The 24,947-nt window shown below is 40.6% G+C and carries 16 protein-coding genes, 1 other RNA gene and 1 other annotated feature; of the genes, 10 read left to right on the top strand and 7 right to left on the bottom strand.

The features are described from left to right. The first annotated feature begins 40 nt into the window (after nucleotides 1-40). Nucleotides 41-1,912, top strand: a complete 1,872-nt coding sequence (gene ftsH / locus KQI66_RS06500) for an ATP-dependent zinc metalloprotease FtsH (RefSeq protein ID WP_216427883.1) — start codon at nucleotides 41-43, stop codon at nucleotides 1,910-1,912. A 252-nt stretch (nucleotides 1,913-2,164) separates the two neighbouring features. Further along, nucleotides 2,165-4,141, top strand: a complete 1,977-nt coding sequence (locus tag KQI66_RS06505) for an S-layer homology domain-containing protein (RefSeq protein ID WP_216427885.1) — start codon at nucleotides 2,165-2,167, stop codon at nucleotides 4,139-4,141. A 66-nt stretch (nucleotides 4,142-4,207) separates the two neighbouring features. Here the strand turns inward: KQI66_RS06505 and KQI66_RS06510 are convergent, their stop codons facing one another. Both KQI66_RS06510 and fba read right to left on the bottom strand, forming a co-directional pair. Continuing rightward, nucleotides 4,208-5,092, bottom strand: coding sequence for a DMT family transporter (locus tag KQI66_RS06510; RefSeq protein WP_330655099.1), 885 nt, complete (start codon nucleotides 5,090-5,092; stop codon nucleotides 4,208-4,210). Between the two features lie 102 nt (nucleotides 5,093-5,194). After that, on the bottom strand, nucleotides 5,195-6,142 hold the full coding sequence (fba, locus tag KQI66_RS06515) for a class II fructose-1,6-bisphosphate aldolase (protein ID WP_216427887.1): 948 nt from the start codon (nucleotides 6,140-6,142) through the stop codon (nucleotides 5,195-5,197). A gap of 248 nt (nucleotides 6,143-6,390) precedes the next feature. Here fba and KQI66_RS06520 point away from each other — a divergent pair, with 248 nt between their 5' ends. The 7 genes from KQI66_RS06520 (at nucleotide 6,391) to KQI66_RS06550 (ending at nucleotide 13,885) form a co-directional block, all read left to right on the top strand. Continuing rightward, on the top strand, nucleotides 6,391-6,825 hold the full coding sequence (locus KQI66_RS06520; protein WP_216427888.1) for a signal peptidase II: 435 nt from the start codon (nucleotides 6,391-6,393) through the stop codon (nucleotides 6,823-6,825). 61 nt (nucleotides 6,826-6,886) lie between these two features. Next, nucleotides 6,887-7,077, top strand: a non-coding RNA gene (ssrS, locus tag KQI66_RS06525) — 6S RNA. Between the two features lie 303 nt (nucleotides 7,078-7,380). Beyond that, on the top strand, nucleotides 7,381-8,712 hold the full coding sequence (gene gdhA, locus KQI66_RS06530; RefSeq protein ID WP_216427890.1) for an NADP-specific glutamate dehydrogenase: 1,332 nt from the start codon (nucleotides 7,381-7,383) through the stop codon (nucleotides 8,710-8,712). A 151-nt stretch (nucleotides 8,713-8,863) separates the two neighbouring features. Beyond that, complete coding sequence (locus KQI66_RS06535) at nucleotides 8,864-10,483, top strand: esterase-like activity of phytase family protein (RefSeq protein ID WP_216427893.1); 1,620 nt, start codon at nucleotides 8,864-8,866, stop codon at nucleotides 10,481-10,483. A gap of 136 nt (nucleotides 10,484-10,619) precedes the next feature. Beyond that, entirely contained in the window at nucleotides 10,620-11,879 is a 1,260-nt protein-coding gene (locus KQI66_RS06540; RefSeq protein WP_216427896.1) for an alpha/beta hydrolase family protein, read from the top strand. Between the two features lie 231 nt (nucleotides 11,880-12,110). Further along, entirely contained in the window at nucleotides 12,111-13,370 is a 1,260-nt protein-coding gene (locus KQI66_RS06545; protein ID WP_216427898.1) for an alpha/beta hydrolase family protein, read from the top strand. Between the two features lie 68 nt (nucleotides 13,371-13,438). Next, nucleotides 13,439-13,885, top strand: a complete 447-nt coding sequence (locus tag KQI66_RS06550) for a hypothetical protein (protein WP_253287701.1) — start codon at nucleotides 13,439-13,441, stop codon at nucleotides 13,883-13,885. Between the two features lie 113 nt (nucleotides 13,886-13,998). On the opposite strand, the gene KQI66_RS06555 is transcribed toward KQI66_RS06550, so the two are convergent. The 5 genes from KQI66_RS06555 to rpoN form a co-directional block, all read right to left on the bottom strand. Then, nucleotides 13,999-14,739 carry an SDR family NAD(P)-dependent oxidoreductase gene (locus KQI66_RS06555; protein WP_216427900.1) on the bottom strand — a complete coding sequence of 247 codons (741 nt, stop codon included), beginning with the start codon at nucleotides 14,737-14,739 and terminating at the stop codon, nucleotides 13,999-14,001. Between the two features lie 93 nt (nucleotides 14,740-14,832). Further along, nucleotides 14,833-16,581, bottom strand: coding sequence for a [FeFe] hydrogenase, group A (locus KQI66_RS06560; RefSeq protein ID WP_216427902.1), 1,749 nt, complete (start codon nucleotides 16,579-16,581; stop codon nucleotides 14,833-14,835). Next, entirely contained in the window at nucleotides 16,575-18,416 is a 1,842-nt protein-coding gene (locus KQI66_RS06565; protein WP_216427904.1) for an NAD(P)-binding protein, read from the bottom strand. The genes KQI66_RS06560 and KQI66_RS06565 overlap by 7 nt, the downstream gene beginning before the upstream one ends. A 191-nt stretch (nucleotides 18,417-18,607) precedes the next feature. Next, a complete protein-coding gene (gene alaS / locus KQI66_RS06570) occupies nucleotides 18,608-21,256 on the bottom strand; it encodes an alanine--tRNA ligase (RefSeq protein WP_216427906.1) in 2,649 nt (882 codons plus the stop codon). Between the two features lie 95 nt (nucleotides 21,257-21,351). Then, nucleotides 21,352-21,582 (bottom strand) — a binding site (T-box leader). 183 nt (nucleotides 21,583-21,765) lie between these two features. Continuing rightward, nucleotides 21,766-23,154: an RNA polymerase factor sigma-54 gene (rpoN, locus tag KQI66_RS06575; protein WP_216427908.1), complete on the bottom strand. Its 1,389-nt coding sequence runs from the start codon at nucleotides 23,152-23,154 to the stop codon at nucleotides 21,766-21,768. 406 nt (nucleotides 23,155-23,560) lie between these two features. Here rpoN and rsxC point away from each other — a divergent pair, with 406 nt between their 5' ends. After that, a complete protein-coding gene (gene rsxC / locus KQI66_RS06580) occupies nucleotides 23,561-24,931 on the top strand; it encodes an electron transport complex subunit RsxC (RefSeq protein WP_216427910.1) in 1,371 nt (456 codons plus the stop codon). Nucleotides 24,932-24,947: the final 16 nt, after the last annotated feature.

Below are 24,947 nucleotides of genomic sequence, written 5' to 3' on the forward strand. Positions count from 1 at the left end.
AAGTAAAATATTAAATGTGTGAAAGGGGGATTTTTATAATATGCCTTCCGATAAAAAAGATGATGACAACAAGAAAAATGACAGGGAAAAACGTATATTGCTTATTTTCGGCATAGTTGCACTGATATTTACACTTACACTTAATTATGTGATAAGCAAAAGACAGATGCAGTCTGTCAATGAGGTTAAATACAGCGAATTTATTGATATGGTCAAAGAAGGAAAGGTTGACGAGGTGGAGTTCAGCGGCTCTGTAATCAACTTTACACTTAAGGAGGATAAAGCTGACCAGTTCGGAAACAAAAGCAAATATTACACAGGATATATAAACGATCCTAATTTAATAAGCCGACTTGAGGAAAATGACGTTGCTTTCGACAATCCACCGACTACATCCTCGCCTATAATCAGCTTTGTTGTTGAATGGGTTCTTCCGATTGCGTTTTTCTATCTTATGATTTCGCTGCTCATGCGTTCAATGATGAAAAGAATGGGCGGCGGTTTCGGAAAAAGCAATGCAAAAATGTATGTTGAAAAGGAAACCGGCATAACCTTTGCCGACGTTGCCGGTGAGGAAGAGGCAAAGGAATCGCTTACAGAGATAGTGGACTTTCTTCATCAGCCGGAAAAATATACGCAGATAGGTGCAAAGCTTCCGAGAGGCGCACTGCTTGTAGGGCCTCCGGGAACAGGAAAAACTTTGCTTGCAAAGGCAGTTGCCGGAGAAGCAAAGGTTCCGTTCTATTCGCTCAGTGGCTCAAACTTTGTTGAAATGTTTGTCGGCGTCGGTGCATCAAGAGTAAGGGATTTGTTTAAAGATGCGGTTGCCAATGCACCCTGTATCATATTTATTGATGAGATTGATGCCATAGGCAAAAGCCGTGACGGCACAATAGGAAATGATGAAAGAGAACAAACATTGAACCAGCTTTTAAGCGAGATGGACGGATTTGATGTTACAAAAGGAATTGTCGTAATAGGAGCGACGAACAGACCGGAGGTTCTTGACCAGGCACTTTTAAGGCCGGGACGTTTTGACCGAAGGATTGTTGTTGATAAGCCTGATCTTAAGGGCAGAGAGGATATACTTAAGGTACATCTTAAAGCTGTAAAGACAGATGATGATATTGATTTAAAACAGATTGCTCTGGGAACATCGGGTTGTGCCGGTGCCGATATTGCCAATATGGTCAACGAGGCGGCTCTGCTTGCCGTAAGAGAAGGCAGAGATAAGGTAAGACAGAGCGACCTTATGGAGGCCATTGAGCTTGTTATTGCCGGTAAGGAAAAGAAGGACAGAATACTTACCGAAAAGGAAAGAAAGATTGTTGCATACCATGAGGTTGGACATGCACTTGCGATAGCTTTGCAGAAAAATACACAGCCGGTTCAGAAAATTACAATTGTTCCGAGAACAATGGGCTCTCTCGGCTATACAATGCAGATGCCGGAGGAAGAACATTATCTTATGTCTAAGGAAGAAATAACAGAGCAGATTGTTACGCTTCTTTCGGGACGTACTGCCGAAGAAATTATATTCAACACAGTAACAACAGGAGCCGCAAATGACATAGAGCGTGCAACCGAGCTGGCAAGAGCCATGGTAACAAAATTCGGCATGAGCGAAAGCTTTGACATGATGGCACTTGAGAAAAATTCGAATATGTATCTTGAAGGTAAAACTGCAATGCTCTGTTCAGACGCAACAGGCTCAAAGGCAGATTATGAGGCACTTGAAATAATAAAGGACTGCCATAAAAAGGCAACAGAGCTGTTAAGTGCAAATATAGATAAGCTGCATAAAATAGCCGCATTCCTTATCGAAAAGGAAACGATAACAGGCGAGCAGTTTATGGAGCTGTTCAATGAAAAAGATGAACAGTCTGAAGAAAACAATATAACAGAGGAATAAGTACAGACGGCATTTAAGCATAACATATGTTTGAATGCCGCTTTTTGGTGTCGACAAAGTCACCACCTAAGTCGAAATCTTTGTTTCCCAAATCCTTCCAATATGGAAATTTGTTTAATTTATACTTTGATACGGTATTCAATAATAATATATATTTGTTTTTAGATTTTTTGTATATTTTTGTAGTGCAATATTGCTCTGTTTATTATATAATCAATAACATAGAAGAATATTAACCAAGGGGAGATATGAATGAAAAAATATGCTTTTGCAGCATTGACAATAGCCTGCTGTACAGCGTTTTCGTCAATCGGATACGCAGCAAGCGGCTTTGCTGATATAAATAATATTCCTTGGGCAACGACATATATAAACAGTGTTGCCGATAAGGGACTTATGGTCGGAGATTATAACAAAGCCGGCAAAAAGGTATTCAGAGGAAAAGATAACATGACATACACCGAGGCTGCCCAGCTTATATATACTATCGTTAAGTCAACAGGCTTTTCCGATGATATTACCGAAACGGGAATACAGAAATATACTATGGAAATGAATTCAGAAGGCGTTCCCGCATGGGGACAGAAGGCAGTTGCTTTTTGCAGGGAAAAGGGAATTATAACCTCTTATAATCTTACAAAATTCACAACAAACGGAAAGAGCAACAACATAACAAGAGAGGATATGGCAGTATTCTTTGGAAAGGCACTTGCTGTGGTTTATCCTGTTTCTTCCGGAACATCATTGTCATTTAGTGATACTGCATCTATTTCGGCAGAGGCAAAGCCTTATGTTGAGCTTCTCAATGTAAATGGAATCGTAAGCGGAGATAACAACAATAAATTCAATCCTTCCGCAAATATCACAAGAGCGGAGGTTGCCGTTCTTGCGTCAAAAACATACGACCTTATGAAGAAGGGCATTCCTACAAATTCCGAATCGGGCTATACACAGACAACAGGCGTTGTTGCCTCTATTGCCGAAACAAACGGAACATGGCTTCTTCGTATACTTACAGCAAACGGAACAGAAGGCTTTGTGCTTGATAACTCAACACCTGTATATATTAATTCGACAAACAATGTAGGCCCTAAAGGAATAGGACTTGGAGATACGGTTCAGGTTTCACATTACAATGCTGAGATAGCCAAGGTAACAATTACAAAGGATGCAGTTGTTGATGCAAATATTGTAAACAGACAGGATTATGGCAAGACAATTACCGATAAGGGTGAATTTATAAGCGCCGGAAATTACAGCATAAAGATACTCGACAAGAGCAACAGAGAGGTTTCCTATGTAATTGCGACAGATGCAAAGATTACTCTTGATGGAAAGACTGCCACAATGCGCCAGCTCAGCGATATGTCAAGAAAAAAATCAACAGCATATGTTGTTCTTGAAATAAGCTCAACAACAAATGAGGCAACAAAGGTTGAGGTAACCGAAAAAGAGGCGTCTGTAAAGAACGAAGGAAAAATAACGGCACTTAACAGAAAGAAAATTTCGATATTATCAGGCTCAAAGACATATACCTATGATTTCGCCGATGATGTAACCTATAAGCTCAACGGAAACAATGTTTCATCACAGGCTGATTTCATGGAAAAATATGATGACCTTGATGATGACGGCAAATATATAACAGCAAAGCTTACGTTCAACAAGGACGATGAGGTTACAAAGGTTGACGGAACAGCAAGTAACTATAAAGATGAAAAGAAAGATTATAAAGGAACAATAAGCTCCTTTAACGGAAACACAATAAAGATTTCAGGAACATCAAAGAAATTCGATATTGCAAGCAATGCAAAATATGACATAACAGTCGGTGCAACGGATATTGATGATAATGACCTTTTCGGTGGTATGGATGGAGATGAAGCGCTTGAAGCACTCTTAGATGCCAATGCAGAGGTTTATGTAGAGCTTACGGTTAAAAACAGTGAGGTTACAAAAATTTCCGGTTATGTATCAAGAGCCGAAGGTACACTTACATCAATGACAGTAAGCAATGCAAGCCGTTTAAGAGGTTCATTCTGGCTCGATATGAAGGGCATAGGCGATGTTGAATTCAAGTTCGACAGCGATACAAGAATAAGCATAGACGGAACAACCTATGATGAGGAAAATATCGAAAGTCTTAAGAAATCGATCAATAAGAATGAAGTCGAGGACGTAACGGTTAAGTTTGATGCTGACGGCGTTGCGGAATCGGTTAAAGACTGATGACTGATAAAAATTAAATATAATCAATAAAAAAGTCCGGCACGCCGGACTTTTTTATGTTTGGTATCAAGCTGTTCTTTTGTTGTTGTAAATAAATACCGCTATTGCCGCAGAGCAGACGATTATATAACCGATTACGCTGAGAACATCGGGAATCTGACCGAATATTACGAAACCGAGAAATGCGGCAAATATTATCTGGGAATAGTCATATATTGATATTTCAGCCGCAGGAGCATGAGTATATGCCGCAGTAATGGAGAACTGTCCGCCGGCAGCCGAAAGTCCGGCTAAAAGCAGCATACAAAGCTGATGTGTTGTCATAGGGTGATAATTGAGTATCAGATACGGCAGTGTCACTACGCATGAGAATGCCGAAAAGAAAAATACTATAAACGGTCCGGGCACACCCTGTTTTCCGAGCTTTCGCACGAAGGTATAGGCTATTCCTGCTCCCATACCGCCCAAAAGACCTATTACTGCCGGGAAAAACGCCATTTGCGAAGGTGAAGGCTTTAATATGAATATACAGCCTATAAATGCGGTTATTATTGCACCCCATTGGAATTTTGTTGCCTTTTCGTTGAGAAGAACAACGCTGAATATTACCGCAAAAAACGGAGACATCTTGTTGAGCATGGACGCATCGGCAAGCACAAGATGGTCAACTGCATAGAAGTTGCAGAGTATTCCCAGAGTTCCGCATATTGAACGCATTATTATATCAATGGTTGATTGTTTGGTGAGCTTAATTTCAGGACGTTTTTTTGCAAGGAGTATTAATGCAAAAAGCATTGCAACAAAATTTCTGAAAAAGCTTTTTTGTACGGACGGCAGATCACCCGATAAACGTACAAATACGTTCATAAAGGCAAAACAAAGCGCCGAAAGAATTATACATAATATACCTTTTTGTTTGCTTGACATTTTAAATTCGTTCCTTTCTGAAATACATACGGTATATTATAGTTATTTTTCACAAAAAAATAAAGCCTTTTTTGGCCATATTTAAAATAAAAAAGAGGACGTAAAAACGCCCTCTGAAAGACAAAATTAGTTCATTGAATTTTCTGAACCGAGTACATCTGTAATTTTGTATTCAACAAGAGCTTCGATGTCGTTTCTTGCTGCTCCGAGATAACCTCTGGGATCGAATGCGGCAGGATCTTCCGCAAAGCTCTTTCTGATTGCGGCTGTCATGGCAAGACGGATGTCTGTGTCCATGTTGATTTTGCAGACAGCCATTGAAGCGGCTTTTCTGAGCATTTCAACGGGAATACCCTTTGCTCCTTTAATCTGTCCGCCAAATTCGTTGCATGTTGCAACAGATTTCTGGTCAACTGCGGAAGCACCGTGAAGAACGATGGGATAGTTATGGAAGCCTGCTTCTTCAAGCTTCTTTGTGATAAGCTCAAGACGGTCAAAGTCAAGCTTTGCATCACCTTTGAATTTATATGCACCGTGGCTTGTTCCGATTGCTATTGCAAGAGAATCAACGCCTGTACGTTTTACAAAGTCAACAGCCTGATCGGGATCTGTGTATGTTGCATTCCCTGCTGCAACTTTAACATCATCTTCAACACCGGCAAGCTTGCCAAGCTCAGCCTCAACAACAATGCCTCTTTCGTGAGCATAGTCAACGATTTCTTTTGTTTTAGCTACATTTTCTTCATAATCAAGATGTGAACCGTCAAACATAACAGATGTAAATCCTGATTCTATACAAAGCTTGCAGGTCTCAAAATCGGGACCGTGGTCAAGATGAAGCGCAATATCAAGACCTGTTTCTTCTACTGCCGCATCTACCATTTTTTTGAGGTAAAGCGGATGTGCATATTTAAGAGCACTTTTTGAAACCTGAAGTATTACTGCAGAGTTATGTTTTTTGCAGGCGCTTACGATACCCTGGATAATTTCCATATTGTTGATGTTGAAAGCACCAATAGCATATTTTCCGTTATATGCTTTTTCAAACATTTCTTTTGTTGTTACCAAAGCCACTTTGAAAAACTCCTTTCAGAAACTGTAAATTTGAAATAACGGTTAATTTTAAGCATTATATATTCAGTATAAGCTCTTTTAAAATTATAATACATTAAAATTAATGTTACAAGAGGTCTTAAACAATAAAATAAGTATATAAGCCGCAAAAAAAGAACATTTTCGGCATTTAGACGTGTAAATTCGTACATTTGTTGAAAAGACGGAGTATTTTTGCTATACTGTATTTATCAATCGGAGGACTGAATATGAAGTATATATTTATTTCAATAATTACTGCCTTGGCAGATATCGGAGTTAAAGAAAAAGTTAAAAAAGAAATGCGTGTCGGCGAAAAAAGGCATATTAAAGGCAGACTTTATTTATGGCACATAAAGAACAGAGGACTGGCATATAATAAATTCGAAGATGAAAGAAATAAGGTCATTCTTGCATCGGGTGCCGGTGTGACCGCTGTTTTTGCGGCACTTGTTTATTTAATCCGTTCCGGAGCAAAGCCTTCGGCAAAAATAGGTCCGGCGCTTATACTCGGCGGCGGATTAGGCAACTTTATCGAAAGAATTGTTCACGGAGAGGTAACGGATTTTATTTATATTGATGCACCAAAGGCTCCGATATTCAATGTTGCCGATGTTGTTGCACTTTTCGGCGGATTGATTACGATTGTTAAATCTTTGGTGTAATATAATGTTGAATTTATGAAAGAATAGTAGTATAATAAGCTCATACAAAAAAGTTAATAAAATTTTCCTGGAATGCTCGATAGCCTGTCTATTTTGAACCTACATTACTCATAAGGGAGTTCTATATGGAAGGTTGAATGTCGGGCCGCAAGATAATTCCCTTTGGGCAGCGGAGGACAGCCAACTTTAATGCGGACACCCACCTAGCTTTGGCTAGGTGTCAAAATGCAGGAACGACATTCTGGGAATTTTATATAAATTTTAAGCGGATAAACATATCGGCTTATTTTTTTGCTCATTTTTAAGGCCTAAGTATGACAAAATTGGTTATACCGATAATCCGAAAGTAGGCTTTTTATCAGAAATATAAGAAAAAATCGTTAAAATTTGCGGTTATAAAAATTAGAAATGCTCATAGTTCTGAAAAATTTTTGTTGCTTTAAAAGAAAAACATGTATATAATAAACTTGCTTAAAATATTGAAGATGTCCTTGTGCCACAGCATATATGTCGGCATGGGAACGAATAAATTAATCTATTAGGGGGAAATGAAAAATGAGTTATGTTGATGAAGTATTAGCAGAATTGATTAAAAAGAATCCCGGTGAACCCGAATTCCATCAGGCAGCAACAGAGGTTCTTAACTCACTTAAACCAATCATCGAAAAGGATGAAAGATATCAGAAGGCAGGCCTTCTTGAAAGACTTGTTGAGCCCGAACGTGTTATTATGTTCAGAGTTCCCTGGGTTGACGATGCAGGCAAGGTACATGTAAACAAAGGTTACAGAGTACAGTTCTCAAGCGCAATCGGACCTTACAAAGGAGGACTTCGTTTACATCCTACAGTAAACCTTGGTGTAATCAAATTCCTTGGTTTTGAACAGATCTTCAAGAACTCTCTTACAGGCCTTCCCATCGGCGGCGGCAAAGGTGGTTCAGACTTCGATCCTAAGGGCAAATCAGACAACGAAATCATGAGATTCTGCCAGAGCTTTATGACAGAGCTTTACAAATATATCGGTGCAGACGTTGACGTTCCTGCCGGAGATATCGGTGTAGGCGGAAGAGAAATCGGCTTCCTTTACGGACAGTATAAGAGAATTACAGGCAAATACGAAGGCGTTCTTACAGGTAAGGGCCTTACATACGGCGGTTCACTTGCTCGTACAGAAGCAACAGGATTCGGCCTTGTATATATCGTAGATGAAATGCTTAAGGCAGCAGGCAAGAGCATCAAGGATCAGGTTATCACAATCTCAGGTTCAGGTAACGTTGCTATCTATGCTTGCCAGAAGGCTCAGGAGCTTGGCGGTAAGGTTGTTACAATGTCAGACTCTAACGGCTGGGTATATGATAAAGACGGTATCGACCTTGCTCTTGTTAAAGAAATCAAGGAAGTTAAACGTGGACGTATCAAAGAATATGCAGAAGCTAAACCCGGTGTTGAATACCATGAAGGTAAGGGCGTATGGTCAGTTAAATGTGATATAGCTCTTCCTTGTGCAACACAGAACGAACTTCTTGCTGACGACGCTAAGATGCTTGTTGCTAACGGCTGCTACGCAGTTGGTGAAGGTGCTAACATGCCCAGCTCACTTGAAGCAATCGACATCTTCCTTGAAAACAAGATATTATTTGCACCTGCAAAGGCAGCTAATGCCGGTGGTGTTGCAACATCAGCTCTTGAAATGAGCCAGAACAGCCAGAGACTCAGCTGGACATTCGAAGAAGTAGACGCAAAACTTCATGACATCATGGTTAATATTTACAAAGAGATGTCAGAGGCTGCTAAGGAATATGGATATGAAAACAACTTTGTTGTTGGTGCTAATATTGCAGGCTTCAAGAAGGTTGCAGAGGCTATGCTCGCTCAGGGTATCTGCTAATTAAATTAAGGTCTTTTCTCTCTCCCCAATTCGGTAACGGATTGGGGATTCTTTTGTTTTTATTGTGAGTTTTAAATAATATTTAACAAAACAGAGATAGCGTTGTTAAAATAAGCACATTAGAATTAAGACAAAAAGGAGGAAAGAAAATATGAAAAAGAAAATATTTACGGCTTTAATGGCTATTGTTACGGCAGCAAATTGCGTACCTGCTATGGCGGCTGATTTTAATGTAAAGGCATACGATATTTCCGTACCGGAAAAACTCAGAGTTCCTTTTGAAAATTCTAAGGAAGGTTATTTTGAAAACGGACTTGTAACAGGCTTTGGTTCAGCGGTAACATTTAAAGGCTATAATGATAAGGGACAAATGCAGTTTTATGCTATAACAGACAGAGGTCCCAATGCAGATGCGCCAAAATATAAAAATGGAGATAAAATAACGGACAGCAAGATATTCCCATGTCCTGATTTTACACCGAGCATAGCAGTGCTTACGGTTACAGACAGCGGCGTTGTTGCGGAAAGCGAAATTAAGCTTAAAAATTCAGAAGGTAAGAACATAACAGGACTTCCGCTTGAACCGGGCAGTGTAGGCTCTACCGGAGAAACAGCGCTTGATATGAATATGAACAATATCGGATATGATAACGACGGATTGGATACAGAAGGTATTGCGGTAGATTCTGACGGAAACTTCTGGATTTGCGACGAATATGGTCCGTTTATAGTAAAGGTCGATGCAAACGGAAACATTCTTGAAAAATATGCTCCCGGTGACGGACTTCCTGATGTGCTTAAATACAGAATACCAAACAGGGGCTTTGAAGGACTTACAATCACACCGTCAGGAAAGGTTATTGCTTCTGTACAAAGTGTTCTCGATGTAAACGGAGAAACTAAAAAAACTGCTTGCTTTACACGTTTTGTTGAACTGGATCCTAAAACAAAGAAAACAAAAATGTTTGCGTATCCGGTTGATGTAACAATGTATAAATCTCCCAAGGATTGTAAAATAGGTGATATATATGCTGTTGATGACAACACTCTTCTTGTAATAGAACAGGGAAAGAAAGCCGATAAAAATATGTCCAATGTAATTTATAAGGTGGATATTTCATCGGCAACTGACATCAGTGATATTAAATATGAAGGCAAAGAGCTTGAATATGCATCGGCTGATGAGCTTTCAAACATAAATTTTGCAAAGAAGACTCCGTATATAGATCTTCGTGCTAACGGCTGGACGGCAGAAAAGGCAGAAGGAATATGTATGACCGATGATAAAACAATAGCTGTAATTAATGACAATGATTTCGGAATTACAACTGTTGTAGATGATACGGCCAATGATGCCGATATTACAGATTATGTTTATGATTCGGAGAAAAAAGAATATAGTCTTAATGATAATAAAGCAGATGTTAAAATAAGCATTGATGAAAATACAGAACCGGCTCAGCTCTGGCTATTCAGTGAGAAAAAGCCAACCGGAAAGTATATTATGTTAAGAGCGGCTGCAGAAAAAGCAAAAAATACCGAAAAAGCATTTAATGTCGATTTTGACAGTGAAAAAAGAACAGTAAATATTAAAACCGGAGAGAATTATGAATATTCAGACGGTTATAAAGCTGATGAGTATGTTAATGAAGTAGGTAAAGCATCCGACTGGAGTGTTGAAATAAACGGAAAAGCTGTTGATTTGGCGCTTTATAATGTAAACGGATATAATTATGTAGATGAAGAAGTGTTAAATAAAGTATTATCATAATAAATATTAATAAAATCCAATACTTACAAAATAAGTCTTTTGTACAATATTACATTGCAAAAGGCTTATTTAAGTTGCAATTATTGTAAAAATGAGTTAAAATATAAGGACAAATTATTAAAGGAGGATTCAAAAAATGAAAAAGTTATTTGCAGGATTAGTTGCGGCAACACTTGCTATCAGCATGGTTCCGGCAACAGCATTTGCAGCAGACATCACAGTTACTGCAAACGGAGATAAGGTAGCGTTCACAGACGCAGCACCTTATATCAACAGCGACAATCGTACACTTGTACCTCTTCGTGCAATCGCAGAGGCTCTCAACCTTAAGGTTGACTGGGACGACAAAGCTAAAACAGCTACATTTGCAACAGAAGACGGAGCAAAGAAAGTTGATTTTACAATCGGAGCAAAAGAATTAAAGGTAACAGAAGGCGAAAAAGCATCAACTGTTGAAATGGACACAGCAGCAGTTATTACAAACGACCGTACATATGCACCTGCACGTTATCTTGCAGAAGCATTTGGTTACAATGTATCATGGGACGGAAGAGACAGTCTTGTTTCAATAACACCTTCATATGAATTTACATCAACAGAGGTTGAAATGCCTTCAGTTCGTTCAACAACTATTAAAGGTACAGTAGTTATGCCTAAGGTAGCGGAAGGTGTTAAAGTTCCTCTCGTTGTTATCGCACATGGCCATGGCGGAAACAGAGAAGAAAACGGTGGTCTTACAGGCGTAGCAGAAACACTTGCAAAAGCGGGAATTGCATCAGTTCGTATGGACTTCCCCGGCTGTGGTAAGAGTGATGAATCTTTCCAGGCTAACACAATGACAAACATGGTAAACGATGTATACTCATCAATCGAATATGTTGAAGCTAACTTTGCTATTGATTCAGCTAAAGTCGGTGTATTCGGATACAGCATGGGCGGACGTATTGCTGCAACAGTTGCAACAGAAGGTAAGGTTGACTTTAAGGGCGTTGTTATGCTTGCTCCTTTCGCAGGCAAGGTTGACTATGTTGACTTTATGGGTGACAAAGCAACTTATGATGAATTATATGCTAAAGCTTCAAAGGACGGTTACGTTGTATTCACAACAAAATATGGTCAGGTTCAGGAGCTTTCAAAGGCTTGGTTCGATGATATTGTAAATGCAGATCCTCTTAAAGATGCTGGCAAGTATACAGGAAAAGCACTTGTTATATACGGTCAGGATGATGACACAGTAGCACCTAAGATGAGCCAGGAAGTAGCAGATGCTTTCCACGCTGATGTTGTTTATGCAAATGGTGGAGCTCATAGCTACAGCTTCTACACAGATATTACAGAAATCAAGGACGTTATCGAAGTTAATACAGTAAACACATTCCTTGAAGCTTTCAAATAATTAATTGGTTTCGATTTATACCCGGCTGAAAAGTCGGGTATTTTTATGCTCGTAAATAATTATTCTTTAAGTTATTATTTACATTTAATGTTTAATATATTATAATTATATGTAAAATATAGCCAAACATATAGCTGAATTAAATTTATTTACAGGTAATTTTATACATTGTTTTTACTTTAAGACACTTACAAGTGTGAAAACTTTTTAAAAACAAAGGAGGATTTACAAATGAAAAAACTTTTTGCGGGATTAGTTGCGGCAACACTTGCTATCAGCATGGTTCCGGCAACAGCATTTGCAGCAGACATTACAGTTACTGCAAACGGAGATAAGGTAGCGTTCACAGATGCAGCACCTTATATCAACAGCGACAATCGTACACTTGTACCTCTTCGTGCAATCGCAGAGGCTCTCAACCTTAAGGTTGACTGGGACGACGAAGCTAAAACGGCTACATTTGCAACAGAAGACGGAGCAAAGAAAGTTGATTTTACAATCGGAGCAAAAGAATTAAAGGTAACAGAAGGCGAAAAAGCATCAACTGTTGAAATGGACACAGCAGCAGTTATTACAAACGACCGTACATATGCACCTGCACGTTATCTTGCGGAAGCATTCGGATACAATGTATCATGGGACGGAAGAGATAGTCTTGTTTCAATAACACCTTCATATGAATACACATCAACAGAGGTTGAAATACCTTCAGTTCGTTCAACAAAAATCCCTGCAACAGTAGTTATGCCTAAGGTAGCGGAAGGCGTTAAAGTTCCTCTTGTTGCCATTGCGCATGGTCATGGCGGAAACAGAGAAGAAAACGGCGGACTTACAAGCTTAGCAGAATCACTTGCAAAAGCAGGCATTGCATCAGTTCGTATGGACTTCCCCGGCTGTGGTAAGAGTGAGGAATCTTTCCAGGCTAATGTATTATCAAACATGATTAACGATGTATACTCATCAATCGAATATGTTGAGGCTAACTTTGCTATTGATGCCGAGAACGTAGGTATTTTCGGATATAGCATGGGCGGACGTATTGCCGCAACAATAGTTGGCGAAAACAAAGTAAACTTCAAGGGTATGGTTCTTCTTGCACCTGCGGTTGATGATGATTTATATGCTCATATCATTACTGACGTTGACGGCTGGAACGAAGCTTATGCAAAGGCTGAGGCTGAAGGACATTATGTAAGAACATCTCCTTGGGGACAGGTTCAGGATCTTTCAAAACAGTGGTTTGACGAAGTTAAGGATTCAAGACCTCTTGCAAATGCAGCTAACTACAAGGGCAAAGCACTTGTAATTTATGCTGAGGACGACACAACAGTTGTTCCTGCAACAAGCTTAAAGGCTGTTGAAGCATTTAATGCAGATGTTGCACTTGCAACAGGTGCAGGACACAGCTACAGCTTCTATTCTGATATTACAGAAATCAAGGACGTTATTGAAGTAAATACAGTAAATACATTCCTTGAGGCTTTCAAATAATAAAATGTAAGATGTTTATAGCCCGACCGAAAGGCCGGGCTGTTTTGATATTTGAGTAATATTAAATTATGAATTTAAAACAGGCGAACAAAATGATAATAAGATTTAAGCAGAAAATGAATATGCCATATAGCTTACATGATTCAGTTGTGAACAGAATTACATTACAAAACAACGCAGTTCATTTTGAATTCAACTATGGATATGTAAGCACAAAGGAACCATATACGCAGGTAAGCGGAAACATTACCATTGAAGATGTGGATATGGAGTTTGCTTGTGTTTTGCTGTTAAGCCAATTGGGGAAATATGGCGATTTTGAAGGAACGAAGCTGCCATTAAAGGAGTTTGTTGAAAAGTATGATGAGTATTTCTTTGAAATTATAGATGAAATGTATGGCTACAATCAGGTTGAATATATCGGCTATCTTAATTTTCCGGGAAAAGATGATTTAATCCAGATGTCGCTTTCGTTGTATTTTACCGGAGATATTGTTTATGAAACAGAAGAATGATAATTTTGTGAACCTTAGTTCAGGTGATAGCCATAAAATATAAAACCCTACCCAAATCAATTCGAAATGGGCAGGGTTTTGTTTTTAATTATACTTTTGTATCGGTTATTTTATCAGATAAACGCTCCACCATCAACAATGAGGTTCTGTCCTGTAACGAAATCAGCGTGTGCTATAAGAGCATAAACGGTTTGTGCTATATCAGCGGGTTCGGCAACCTTCTGGAGAGGAGTTTCTCCGGCGAGCTTGTCGATATGATCCGCATGACCGTCAACCCAACGTGTAAGAACTATTCCGGGAGCAACACCGATTACACGAACTTCGGGAGCAAGAACTCTTGCTAAAGATTTTGTTATACTTATTTCTGCGGCCTTGCTTGCTGCATACGCTATTGAACTTCCTAAGCCTGTTACACCGGCTATTGATGTTATGTTTATTATAACACCATGGCTCTTTTTCAAAGCCTCTGCCGCAGCACGACACATAAAGAAGGTTCCTTTTACATTTAATGCAAAAATATCATCAAAATATTCGCTCTTCATGCCGTCAAGATCGCTGTGCTGAACGAAATGTGTTCTTCCAGCATTGTTTACAAGAATGTCAAGCTGTCCAAAGTCCTTTAAGATAGCTTCGATCATAGCTTTGTCTTCTTCGTCATTGGAAACATCTGCTTTGTACACATTGCATTTTACACCTAATGCTTCAACCTCTGCCTTTGCTTCATAGGCTTCCTTTTCGGAATGGGCATAGTTGATGCAGATGTTTGTGCCTTCCTTTGCAAGACGAAGGGCAACACCTTTACCTACACCTGTGCCACCGCCGGTTATAAGAGCAACTTTTCCTTTGATTTCCATATGTATTCCTCCTTTATATATATACTGCCTATATTTATGGTAGCATACGGAGTTAATAATGTAAATCAGCATAAATAACGAAAAAATTTTATGTTAATATTTTTCGACATGAAGCAGATGGTGTGCTCTGTCGGACATAGGAAAATCCAAATAATCATTGTAAAGAGTCTGTATTGCCTTATTTTCGTGGCTGAAACGGATATTATTCCTGTTGTCATATTCACGCAGGCAATGGTCACGCTCGGTGTAGCTGTTCGGCATGCTGTTATATGACGGGTGAATAGGCTGACCGCCGCCGTTTATACAACCGCCGGGACAAGCCATGACTTCGACAAAGTCATAATGACATTCTCCACGCTTTATTGATGTAATAAGCTTTCTTGCTTCTCCAAGACTGCTGACTGCGGCACAATGAAGTTTTTTATTTCCGAGCTCTATTTCTATTTCCTTGTGAGATGAAATATTTCGGAGAACCTTAAGTGGACTGTTTTCGCCTAAATCGGGGTTTTTGCCCGTAACTTTGAAGTATGCAGTTCTTAATGCCGCCTCTAAAACACCACCTGATGTTCCGAATATAACGCCTGCTCCGCTTGCTTCTCCGAGAGGATCATCAAAATTTGTTTCCGGCTGAAGTGTAACGTCTATGTTATCGGCTTTTATAAGTCTGCATATTTCTCTTGTTGTAAGCACATAGTCAATATCATGGCCTGTTCCGGCACTGTCCATTCCGGGAAGTGTAAGCTCACGCTTTTTGGAAAGACAGGGCATAAGCGAAACACAGGAGATGTTTTCCGGCTTTATACCTTTTTTCTGTGCGAAGTAAGTTTTTATTACAGTTCCGAACATCTGCTGAGGCGATTTTGCTGTTGAAAGCTGTGGAAGAATATCCGGATACTGTGTTTTTGCAAAGCTTACCCAGCCCGGACAGCATGATGTAAACATAGGCCAGCTGTATTTTTCCGGCTCTCTTAATCTTGCGATAAGCTCACTGCTTTCCTCCATTATAGTGAGGTCTGCGGCAAAATCTGCATCAAAAACGTAGTCAAAGCCAACTGACTTCAATGTAGCTACAAATCTTTTGTCGGTTGCAAATTCGGGAGAAAGACCGAATTCTTCGCCCCATGATGCACGAACCGAAGGTGCAACGATTGCTACTGTTACCTTTTCGGGATTTGCAAGCTCTCCGTCTATTCCGTTGATTGCCTCAACATCGTCACGCTCATGCAATGCGGCTGTCGGACAGTGAGTTACGCATTGTCCGCAGAGCGAACAGTCAGACGCCTTGATTTCTTTGTTGTTGGATACGTCAACCGTTGTGTGTGAGCCTGTTCCCGATACATCCCATATGTTTAAGGTCTGGATTTTGTCACATATCTGTACACAACGCATACATTTTATGCACTTGCTTGCGTCACGGATAAGTGGAAATGATTTTGACCATAATGCTTCGGGATATTCGTTTTTATACCAGTTATCGGTAAGGTCCAAATCGTTTGCAACTCTCTTAAGCTCACAGTTTGAGCTGCGTACACAGGTTGGACAGTTCGCATTGTGCTGTGAAAGCAGAAGCTCTGCATTGATTTTTCTTGCTTCACGGACACGGGGAGAGTTTGTGAGTATCTCCATGCCTTCCTGTACGGTATTATTGCATGACGGAACAAGATGGCTTATGCCTTTAACCTCAACAACGCAGATTCGGCAGGCACCGATTTCGTTTATATCCTTAAGAAAGCAGAGTGAAGGAATTTTATAGCCGTTATCTCTGCAAGCGTCTATAATACGAGTTCCTTCGGGAACCTGTACTTCTTTATTATTTATTTTTATTGAAATAGAGTTTACCATGATTTTATGCGTCCTCCTTTGAAGTTGCCGTAGCCGAAGTGGTCACAGCGGAGGCAACGCTTGGATTCCTGCTGTGCTTCTTTAAGGCTCATTCCGCATTGTGTAATTGTGAAGTCGCCTTTACGTTCTATTGCATCACGTTCCTTAAGATTTACACGGCCGCAAGGAACACGGTCGGAAAGATCCGGATCGGGGATTTCAACATCACAGGTTATCTGATGGTTAAAGCCTAAATACTGGTCGATATTTGCGGCAGCTACTTTTCCGGCGGCTATCGCACGTATAACGGTTGCCGGTCCTGTTGCACAGTCACCGCCGGCAAAAATACCGGGCATATTTTGGATTGATGTCCAGCCGGTTGCCTGTATAACGCCTCGTTTTGCGTCTATACCCTGTTCAACAAAATATTTGCTTTCTATACTTTGACCGACAGCTGCAATTATTATGTCGCATTCAATGGGAACGGGCGGTGTTCCTACGGGAGTAGGCGAAGGACGTCCGCCACTGATTGCTCCGGGCATCTGCTGGCTTACCCAAAGAGCCTTTACAGCACCTCGGCTGTCTGCCTCTATGTGTTCGGGAGCGTAAAGCTCCATAATTTCAACGCCTTCCGCCATTGCACTTTCAATTTCGTCCGGAAGGGCAGTCATATCATCTTTTCTTCTTCTGTATACAACGGCTGTTCTTTCTGCACCGAGACGTACCGATGAACGGGCAACGTCCATGGCAACGTTTCCACCACCTATTACGCAAATTCGTTTACCACTTAAATCAGGACTGTTTCCGTCGCCGATAGCTCTTAAAAATTCAACTGCCGAAACAACACCGATAGAATCTTCGCCATCGATACCGATTTTTTTATCTCTGTGTGCACCGATAGAAATATAGATAGCATCGTATTGCTCACGAAGTTCTTCAAGTGTAATTTGACCTTCTTCGTTTCCTACCGCTGTATTTGTTTGAACCTCTACACCTGTTTCAAGTATTACGTTGATATCTCCTTCAAGTCGTTCTCTTGGAAGACGATAGCTGGGAATACCGTATAAAAGCATACCACCAAGTTTTTTGCGTTTTTCTATTACAGTTGTTTGGTGTCCCATAAGCTGTAAATAGTATGCAGCACTTAAACCACTGGGGCCGCCGCCGATTATGGCAATGCGTTTGCCTGTTGACGGAGCACATTCGGGAGGTGCAACGTATCCGGCCATATCAATGGCAACTCGTTTTATGCCTCGTATATTTATGGATGTATCAAGCATATTTCTTCTGCATCGTGATTCGCAGGGATGTTCGCAAACGAGAGCACAGGCATTTGGGAACGGATTGTCTTTTCGTATAAGTCTTACCGCATCGGCATATCTGCCTTCGGCTGTGAGAGCTATATATCCCGGAATATCCACACCGGCAGGACAGAGCGCGACACAAGGAACAGGGTGCTCAAGACCGCTGCTGCATCTGTTATGTAAAATATGTGATATAAAATCTTCATTGAAACCGTCAAGCCCTTTAAGAACCATTTCTGCGGCTGTATAACCTATTGCACAGTCGGCTGTACTTTCTATAACACGTGCGGTTTCCTGAAGTTTTGTCAGATGCTCCATAGTACCTTTTCCGTTAAGAATATCTTCAAGAAGATTTGTGAGCTGTCTCAGGCCGATACGGCAAGGTACACATTTTCCGCAGGTCTGGGCATGGCACATTCTTAAAAATGCTGCAGTAACGTCTATTGGACAGAGTCCCGGAGGACTTGCTATTATACGTCTTTCAAGATCCTTATAAAGCTCTTCCACCACATTTTGAGCCTCACTGTTTGTAGGAATTACGAGTCTGCTCATAAAAGATTATCTCCTTTCTAAATGAGTTAAATTTCAGCATAAATTTAATTATAACATGAAATCGTATAACGATAAATACAAAAAAGTGATTGTTGAGGTTATGGATATGCTTAAAATGAATTATTTTATAGAATAAAAAAGCAAGCTGTTGAACATAAACAACAGCCTGCTTAAGTACAGATTTATATTGATTATAACTGACCTTCGAGAACAGTCTTAGCTGTTTCAAGAGCTTCGGCAATCTTGGTTGCGTCTTTACCGCCGGCCTGAGCCATGTTGGGACGTCCGCCGCCGCCACCGCCGCATACTGCTGCCGCAGCCTTTATGATGTTTCCGGCATGAGCACCTGCTTTAACAGCATCGTCTGTTGCCATAGCAAGAAGGCTTACTTTTCCGTCCTTTGCCGATGCAAGAACAACTACACCGCTGCCAAGCTTATTCTTAAGCTGATCGCCCATTGTTCTGAGTGCATTTGCATCGGAATCTTTGATTTCCGCACATACAAGCTTAATGCCTTTTACGTCAACTGCACTTGAAAGAATGCCTTCTGCCGCACTGCCGGCCATTTTAGCCTTGAGTGATTCAAGCTCTTTAGCTGTCTGACGCTGTTCAGCAATTACGCCCTCAACTCTCTTAACAAGGTTTTCGGGTGTTGCCTTAACAGCGGAGCAAACTGTCTTAAGAAGCTCGTCCTGATGCTGATAATATTTAAGAGCTGCCGCACCTGTAAGAGCTTCAATTCTTCTTACGCCGGCTGCAATACCGCTTTCCGAAACAATCTTGAATGAGCCGACCTGTGATGTGTTGCTGAGATGAGCACCGCCACAGAACTCAATGCTGTAATCGCCCATGTTTACGACACGAACTATATTGCCGTATTTTTCTCCGAAGAGAGCCATAGCGCCAAGCTTTCTTGCGTCTTCGATACTCTGAAGGCTTGTTGTTATGGGAAGGCCTTCGAGAACCTTTTCGTTTACAATATCCTCAACCTGCTGTAACTCTTCGGGAGTCATTGCGGCGAAGTGAGTAAAGTCGAAACGAAGTCTGTCGGGAGTTACGTAAGAACCGGCCTGTTCAACGTGTGTTCCGAGAACAGTACGGAGTGCCTTCTGAAGAAGATGAGTAGCAGAGTGGTTTCTTGATGTGCCAAGACGTTTAACCATGTCAATTTCTGCTGTTGCAGTATCGCCTACGGAAATACTGCCTTCTGTAACTGTACCGATATGAGCAATCTTACCGCCGATAACCTTGATACAATCGGTTACTTCAACAACGCCCATTTCTGTTTTAATAGTACCGTTGTCGCCGATCTGTCCACCGCTTTCTGCATAGAAGGGTGTTCTGTCAAGAAATACGGATACTTCATCACCGGCAGAAGCACTGTCTGCAACTGCGTTGTTGGCAACAAGAGCGATAACCTTTGCATCTGTTACAGGTTTTCCGTCATAGCCGGAGAATTCAGTAACCATAGCTGTGTCAAGCTGATGATAAACTGTTTCGCTTGCACCCATGTATGTGTCAACCTCTCTTGCGGCTCTTGCACGTTCCTTCTGAAGCTGCATTTCGTTTTTGAACGCATCTTCATCAAGGTCAAGTCCTTCTTCTTCAAGGATTTCCTTTGTAAGGTCGATGGGGAATCCGTATGTGTCGTAAAGACGGAAGGATTTTTCGCCTTTCATTATCTTTTCGCCGTTAGCTTTCATTTCTTCAATGTCAGCCTTAAGGATTTCCATTCCCTTATCTATTGTTTTATAGAAGCTGTTTTCTTCAACTGTAATTACTTTATAAATATAGTCCTGTTTTTCAACAAGTTCGGGATAAGCGTCACCTGATGTAGCAACAACTACCTTACATAAATCAGCAAGGAATAATTTGTTTATTCCGAGAAGTCTGCCGTGACGTGCGGCTCTTCTGAGAAGACGTCTTAATACATATCCACGACCTTCGTTTGAAGGAAGAACGCCGTCTGCTGTCATAAATGTAACGCTTCTTATATGGTCGGTGATTACACGCACACTAACGTCTGTCTTTGCTGTTGCTTCGCCTTTTTCATATTCAACACCTGCAACAGCACAAACTGCATCACGAAGAGCCTTGATTGTGTCAACGTCGAAGATAGAGTCAACGCCCTGCATTATTGTAGCCATACGCTCAAGTCCCATACCTGTATCAATGTTAGGCCTTGCAAGACGAGGATAGCTGCCGTCCTCCTGTTTGTCAAACTGTGTGAATACAAGGTTCCAGAATTCCATATATCTGTCACAGTCACAGCCTACTCCGCAGGTAGGTTTGCCACAGCCGAATTCTTCGCCACGGTCATAGTAAATTTCTGAACATGGACCGCAGGGGCCAACGCCATGCTCCCAGAAGTTATCTTCCTTGCCAAGACGAACTATTCTGTCCATAGGTACGCCGACCTTTTCATGCCAGATAGACTCTGCCTCGTCATCGTTTTCGTATACTGTAACATAAAGCTTGTCCTTAGGTATTTCAAGAACCTCTGTTACATATTCCCAAGCCCAAGGGATAATTTCGTTTTTGAAATAATCACCGAAAGAGAAGTCACCGAGCATTTCGAAGAATGTACCGTGACGTGCTGTTTTACCTACGTTTTCAATATCGCCTGTACGGATACATTTCTGACATGTGGTTACTCTTCTTCTGGGCGGAATCTCCTGACCGGTGAAGTAAGGCTTAAGAGGAGCCATACCTGAGTTGATAAGAAGAAGGCTCTTATCGTTGTGCGGTACAAGAGAAGCACTGGGAAGTCTGAGGTGATCCTTGCTTTCAAAGAAAGAGAGAAAGCTTTCTCGAATTTCGTTTACACCCATTGATTTCATAAACAATTTCCTCCAATATATTAAAATTAGATTATTTGACGATTTTAAAAATAGCTACATATATAATTGCAAAAATAAAACCCCGTTCCTGAGTAAACAGGGACGGGGCATAAATCCTCGCGGTACCACCCTGGTTATACCCGAAAAAAGAAGGGTATCACCTTTATCCTTTAACGCAGGAGTACGATGTGACATACTGTTGTTTCTGCCACATAGCCCGGTTTCCCAAAAGACTGCTTCGGCAACCAAAGCACAGGAATTTCACACCAAATAATTCCTTCTCTGAAGAGCTTGAATTTGCGTACTATTTCTTTTATCGCCTTAACAATATTCAATGAATTGATTATATTAAATGCACAGCATTCTTGTCAACAATTTTTAAAAAATCTTTTATCATACATATATTGAAAATCCGCATTGGACGGTGCCGGATAGTTGTCAACAACTTTTAGAAAAATCTTTTATCATACATATATTGAAAATCCGCATTGGACGGTGCCGGATAATTGTTAACAGCTTTTAAAAAAATCTTTTCTCATACTTGTTCCGTAAATCCCCATTGCTTCACGATATTTGGCAACGGTACGCCTTGAAACCGATATTCCTTCATTTTCAAGCATTTCCGAAATAACTCTGTCGCTGTAAGGCTTATGCTTATCCTCCGAATCTATTATTTCCTTTATACGGTGCTTAACCTTATCCTGTGAAACGGTTTCGGATGAGCTGCTGTTTTTTGAAACGGTTTCAACGGCAGATGTAAAGAAATACGATAGTGGAAATATTCCGTGGCGGCATTGAATATATTTATCTCGTACGGCACGGCTTACGGTGCTTTCATGAATTTCAAGCTGAGTTGATATATCCGAAAGCTTCATAGGCGAAAGATTTCCGGCACCGTTATCAAAGAAATTTTTCTGCTTATTTATTATAAGTGACAATACGGAAAGAAATGTTGAACGACGGCGTTCGATACACTGCAAAATCCATTCTGCCTGGCTGAATTTTGTGTTGACATATTCCTTTGCCTGCGAATCGCCGTCTTCATTTACTATTTTTTTGTAATAGCTGTTGATTTTTATAATTGGTGAATAGCTGTCGTTAAGCTGGATTTCGTATTCGCCTTCGGGATTTTTATATATGTAGGCATCGGGAACGATGTAATTTGGCGAATCGTTTGTGCGAAAGCCTGCACCGGGATAAGGATTGAGGCTTTTTATATTCTTAACGGCATCTAAAACGGAATCAAGAGTAGTATTTAACTGCTTTGCGATTGTCTTAAGCTGATTATTGGCAACAAGCTCAAGACAGTTTTCGACTATATCAAGCGCAACAGTATCGCAGGGCTGTTGGAGCTTAAGCTGTATGGACAGGCATTCCTTTAAATCGGAAGCACCTATGCCCGGCGGATCAAGAGTTTTTATAAGTTCGACGGCTTTTTCGGCAGAGATTTTGCTAACATTACATAAAGCCGATATTGAAGCCGGAGTTTCGGAAAGATAGCCCTTGTTGTTTACGCTTTTTGCGGCAAATCTTGCGGCGGTAAGCACATCGGGAGACAGCTTTTGTGTATTTATTTGACTGAGAAGATATTCTTCGATAGTATCTCCGTCATCAACACGAAAATTCCAGTTATCATTATTTTCTTCGTCTTCCTTATAAGATGTGTAATAATAACGGTTCTGTTCGTCACTGGAATCAAGCCATTCGAGCTTTTTGCGCAACATATCGAAACAGCTGTCATTGTATTCCGGTTCGGAATATTCCACAACCGGATTATTTTCGGAAATTTCCTTTAAATAATCGTTAAGCTCAACAGAGCTCATCTGGAGAATTTTAGCCGAAAGAACAAGGCGCTGTGAAAGATTAAGTTTTTGCGAAAGATTTATGTTAAGTCCCATAGCTTTGCCTCCGAAAAGAATTATCCGATATGGTTCATTATACATCATTTTTGCCAAAGAATAAACAAAAAACAGATATTTACATTTACTTTTAACTGCCGATGGTTTAAAATTAATACAGCTATAGCAAATTGACTTAAAACGATTGACGAAAAATATATGTTTTAATGGTATGTTTCTAATTAATTTATACAAATCAACGAAAAAAAAGAATATTAGCTTTAACGATTAATAATATTTACTGATTTTAAGATTATTTTAATAATTTTGAAGATTTAATGTTGAGAAGTAGACGTTTTTGTATTAAAATAGTACTGTTAATTTTTATGCAATTATATTTTTCATAAAAAATACCAAGTTCTTGCACGTAATGTGCAAAAAAATTCCTAGAACAGAGGGGGATAATATGCAAGCTTTAACGTTCAAACGTGGAGTTCACCCCGATGACTGCAAACGCTATTCAGCAGACAAAGCCATCGAAGTGATTCTTCCAAAAGAAAATGCCGAAATGTTTTATCCTATGTCCCAGCACATCGGTGCTCCCTGTGAGCCCATCGTTGCAGTTGGCGACTATGTAAAGGCAGGACAGAAAATCGCTGAAACTGGTGCATTCATGTCATCACCGATTTTCTCAAGCGTTTCGGGAACAGTAAAGGATATTCGTCCTATGCTTGTACCTGGCGGTGCAACAGTAAAATCTATCGTTATTGAAAATGACGGTAAATTTGAAATGGCAGACGGTATCGGAACAAAACTGGATTATGAAAACATGTCCAACACAGAAATCTGTGCAGCAATCAAGGCTGCCGGAGTTGTAGGTCTCGGTGGTGCCGGATTCCCGACACATATCAAACTTGCTCCTCCGCCGGACAAAAAGATCGACTACATTATTATTAATGCAGCCGAATGTGAGCCTTATCTTACATGCGACTATCGTGTAATGCTTGAGCAGCCCGAAAAGATCATCAGAGGTCTTAAGATCATGCTCAAACTTCATCCCAATGCTAAGGGTGTTATCGGTATCGAGAACAACAAGCCCGAAGCTATCAAGGTAATGAGCGAGCTCGTTAAGGATATTCCCAACATCGAAGTTGCGGAGCTTCTTATGAAGTATCCTCAGGGTGCTGAGAAACAGCTCATCTACTCAATCACAAAGAGAGAAGTACCTTCAACTACTCCTCCGTCACTTCCCGCTGACGTTGGATGTATTGTAGATAACGTAGCTACAGTTATGGCTATCGGTGATGCTATCTATGAGAGCAAACCTCTTATGGACAGAGTTATCACAGTTTCAGGCGGTGCTGCAAAGAACCCCGGAAACTATCAGATCAAGATCGGTATGAAGATTTCTGATCTTATGGAAGCAATCGGCGGCTTCTCAGTTGAGCCTGCTAAATTCATTGCCGGCGGTCCTATGATGGGTCCTTCAATGTATACTCTTGATGTTGCTTCTGTTAAAACAACTTCAGGTCTTCTTTGCTTTACTAAAGAAGAAGCTTATATTCCTCCCGAAAGAGGATGTATCCGTTGCGGTAAGTGCGTAGAGCACTGTCCAATGGGTCTTATGCCCTTCGAGCTTAACAGACTTGCTATTAAAGGACTTGCTGAAGAGTTCGGCAACAACCATGGTATGGACTGTATCGAATGCGGTTCATGTTCATTCGAGTGTCCTGCAAAGAGACAGCTTGCCCAGTCAATCAGAGCTATGAAGAAGATTGAAGGCGGAAGAAGAGCAGCAGCTGCAGCAGCCGCAAGGGCAGCAGCTGAGAAAAAATAATAAGGGGGATTAAATC

The organism is Anaerotignum sp. MSJ-24 (assembly GCF_018918145.1).
In the GTDB taxonomy this organism is placed as follows: Bacteria; Bacillota; Clostridia; order Lachnospirales; family Anaerotignaceae; genus Metalachnospira.

Bases quoted from the DNA above. Each gene is read 5' to 3' on its own strand.
- ftsH (WP_216427883.1), top strand. From the start codon at position 41: ATGCCTTCCGATAAAAAAGATGATGACAACAAGAAAAATGACAGGGAA.
- KQI66_RS06505 (WP_216427885.1), top strand. From the start codon at position 2,165: ATGAAAAAATATGCTTTTGCAGCATTGACAATAGCCTGCTGTACAGCG.
- KQI66_RS06520 (WP_216427888.1), top strand. From the start codon at position 6,391: ATGAAGTATATATTTATTTCAATAATTACTGCCTTGGCAGATATCGGA.
- gdhA (WP_216427890.1), top strand. From the start codon at position 7,381: ATGAGTTATGTTGATGAAGTATTAGCAGAATTGATTAAAAAGAATCCC.
- KQI66_RS06535 (WP_216427893.1), top strand. From the start codon at position 8,864: ATGAAAAAGAAAATATTTACGGCTTTAATGGCTATTGTTACGGCAGCA.
- KQI66_RS06540 (WP_216427896.1), top strand. From the start codon at position 10,620: ATGAAAAAGTTATTTGCAGGATTAGTTGCGGCAACACTTGCTATCAGC.
- KQI66_RS06545 (WP_216427898.1), top strand. From the start codon at position 12,111: ATGAAAAAACTTTTTGCGGGATTAGTTGCGGCAACACTTGCTATCAGC.
- KQI66_RS06550 (WP_253287701.1), top strand. From the start codon at position 13,439: ATGAATTTAAAACAGGCGAACAAAATGATAATAAGATTTAAGCAGAAA.
- KQI66_RS06555 (WP_216427900.1), bottom strand. From the start codon at position 14,739: ATGGAAATCAAAGGAAAAGTTGCTCTTATAACCGGCGGTGGCACAGGT.
- KQI66_RS06560 (WP_216427902.1), bottom strand. From the start codon at position 16,581: ATGGTAAACTCTATTTCAATAAAAATAAATAATAAAGAAGTACAGGTT.
- KQI66_RS06565 (WP_216427904.1), bottom strand. From the start codon at position 18,416: ATGAGCAGACTCGTAATTCCTACAAACAGTGAGGCTCAAAATGTGGTG.
- alaS (WP_216427906.1), bottom strand. From the start codon at position 21,256: ATGAAATCAATGGGTGTAAACGAAATTCGAGAAAGCTTTCTCTCTTTC.
- rpoN (WP_216427908.1), bottom strand. From the start codon at position 23,154: ATGGGACTTAACATAAATCTTTCGCAAAAACTTAATCTTTCACAGCGC.
- rsxC (WP_216427910.1), top strand. From the start codon at position 23,561: ATGCAAGCTTTAACGTTCAAACGTGGAGTTCACCCCGATGACTGCAAA.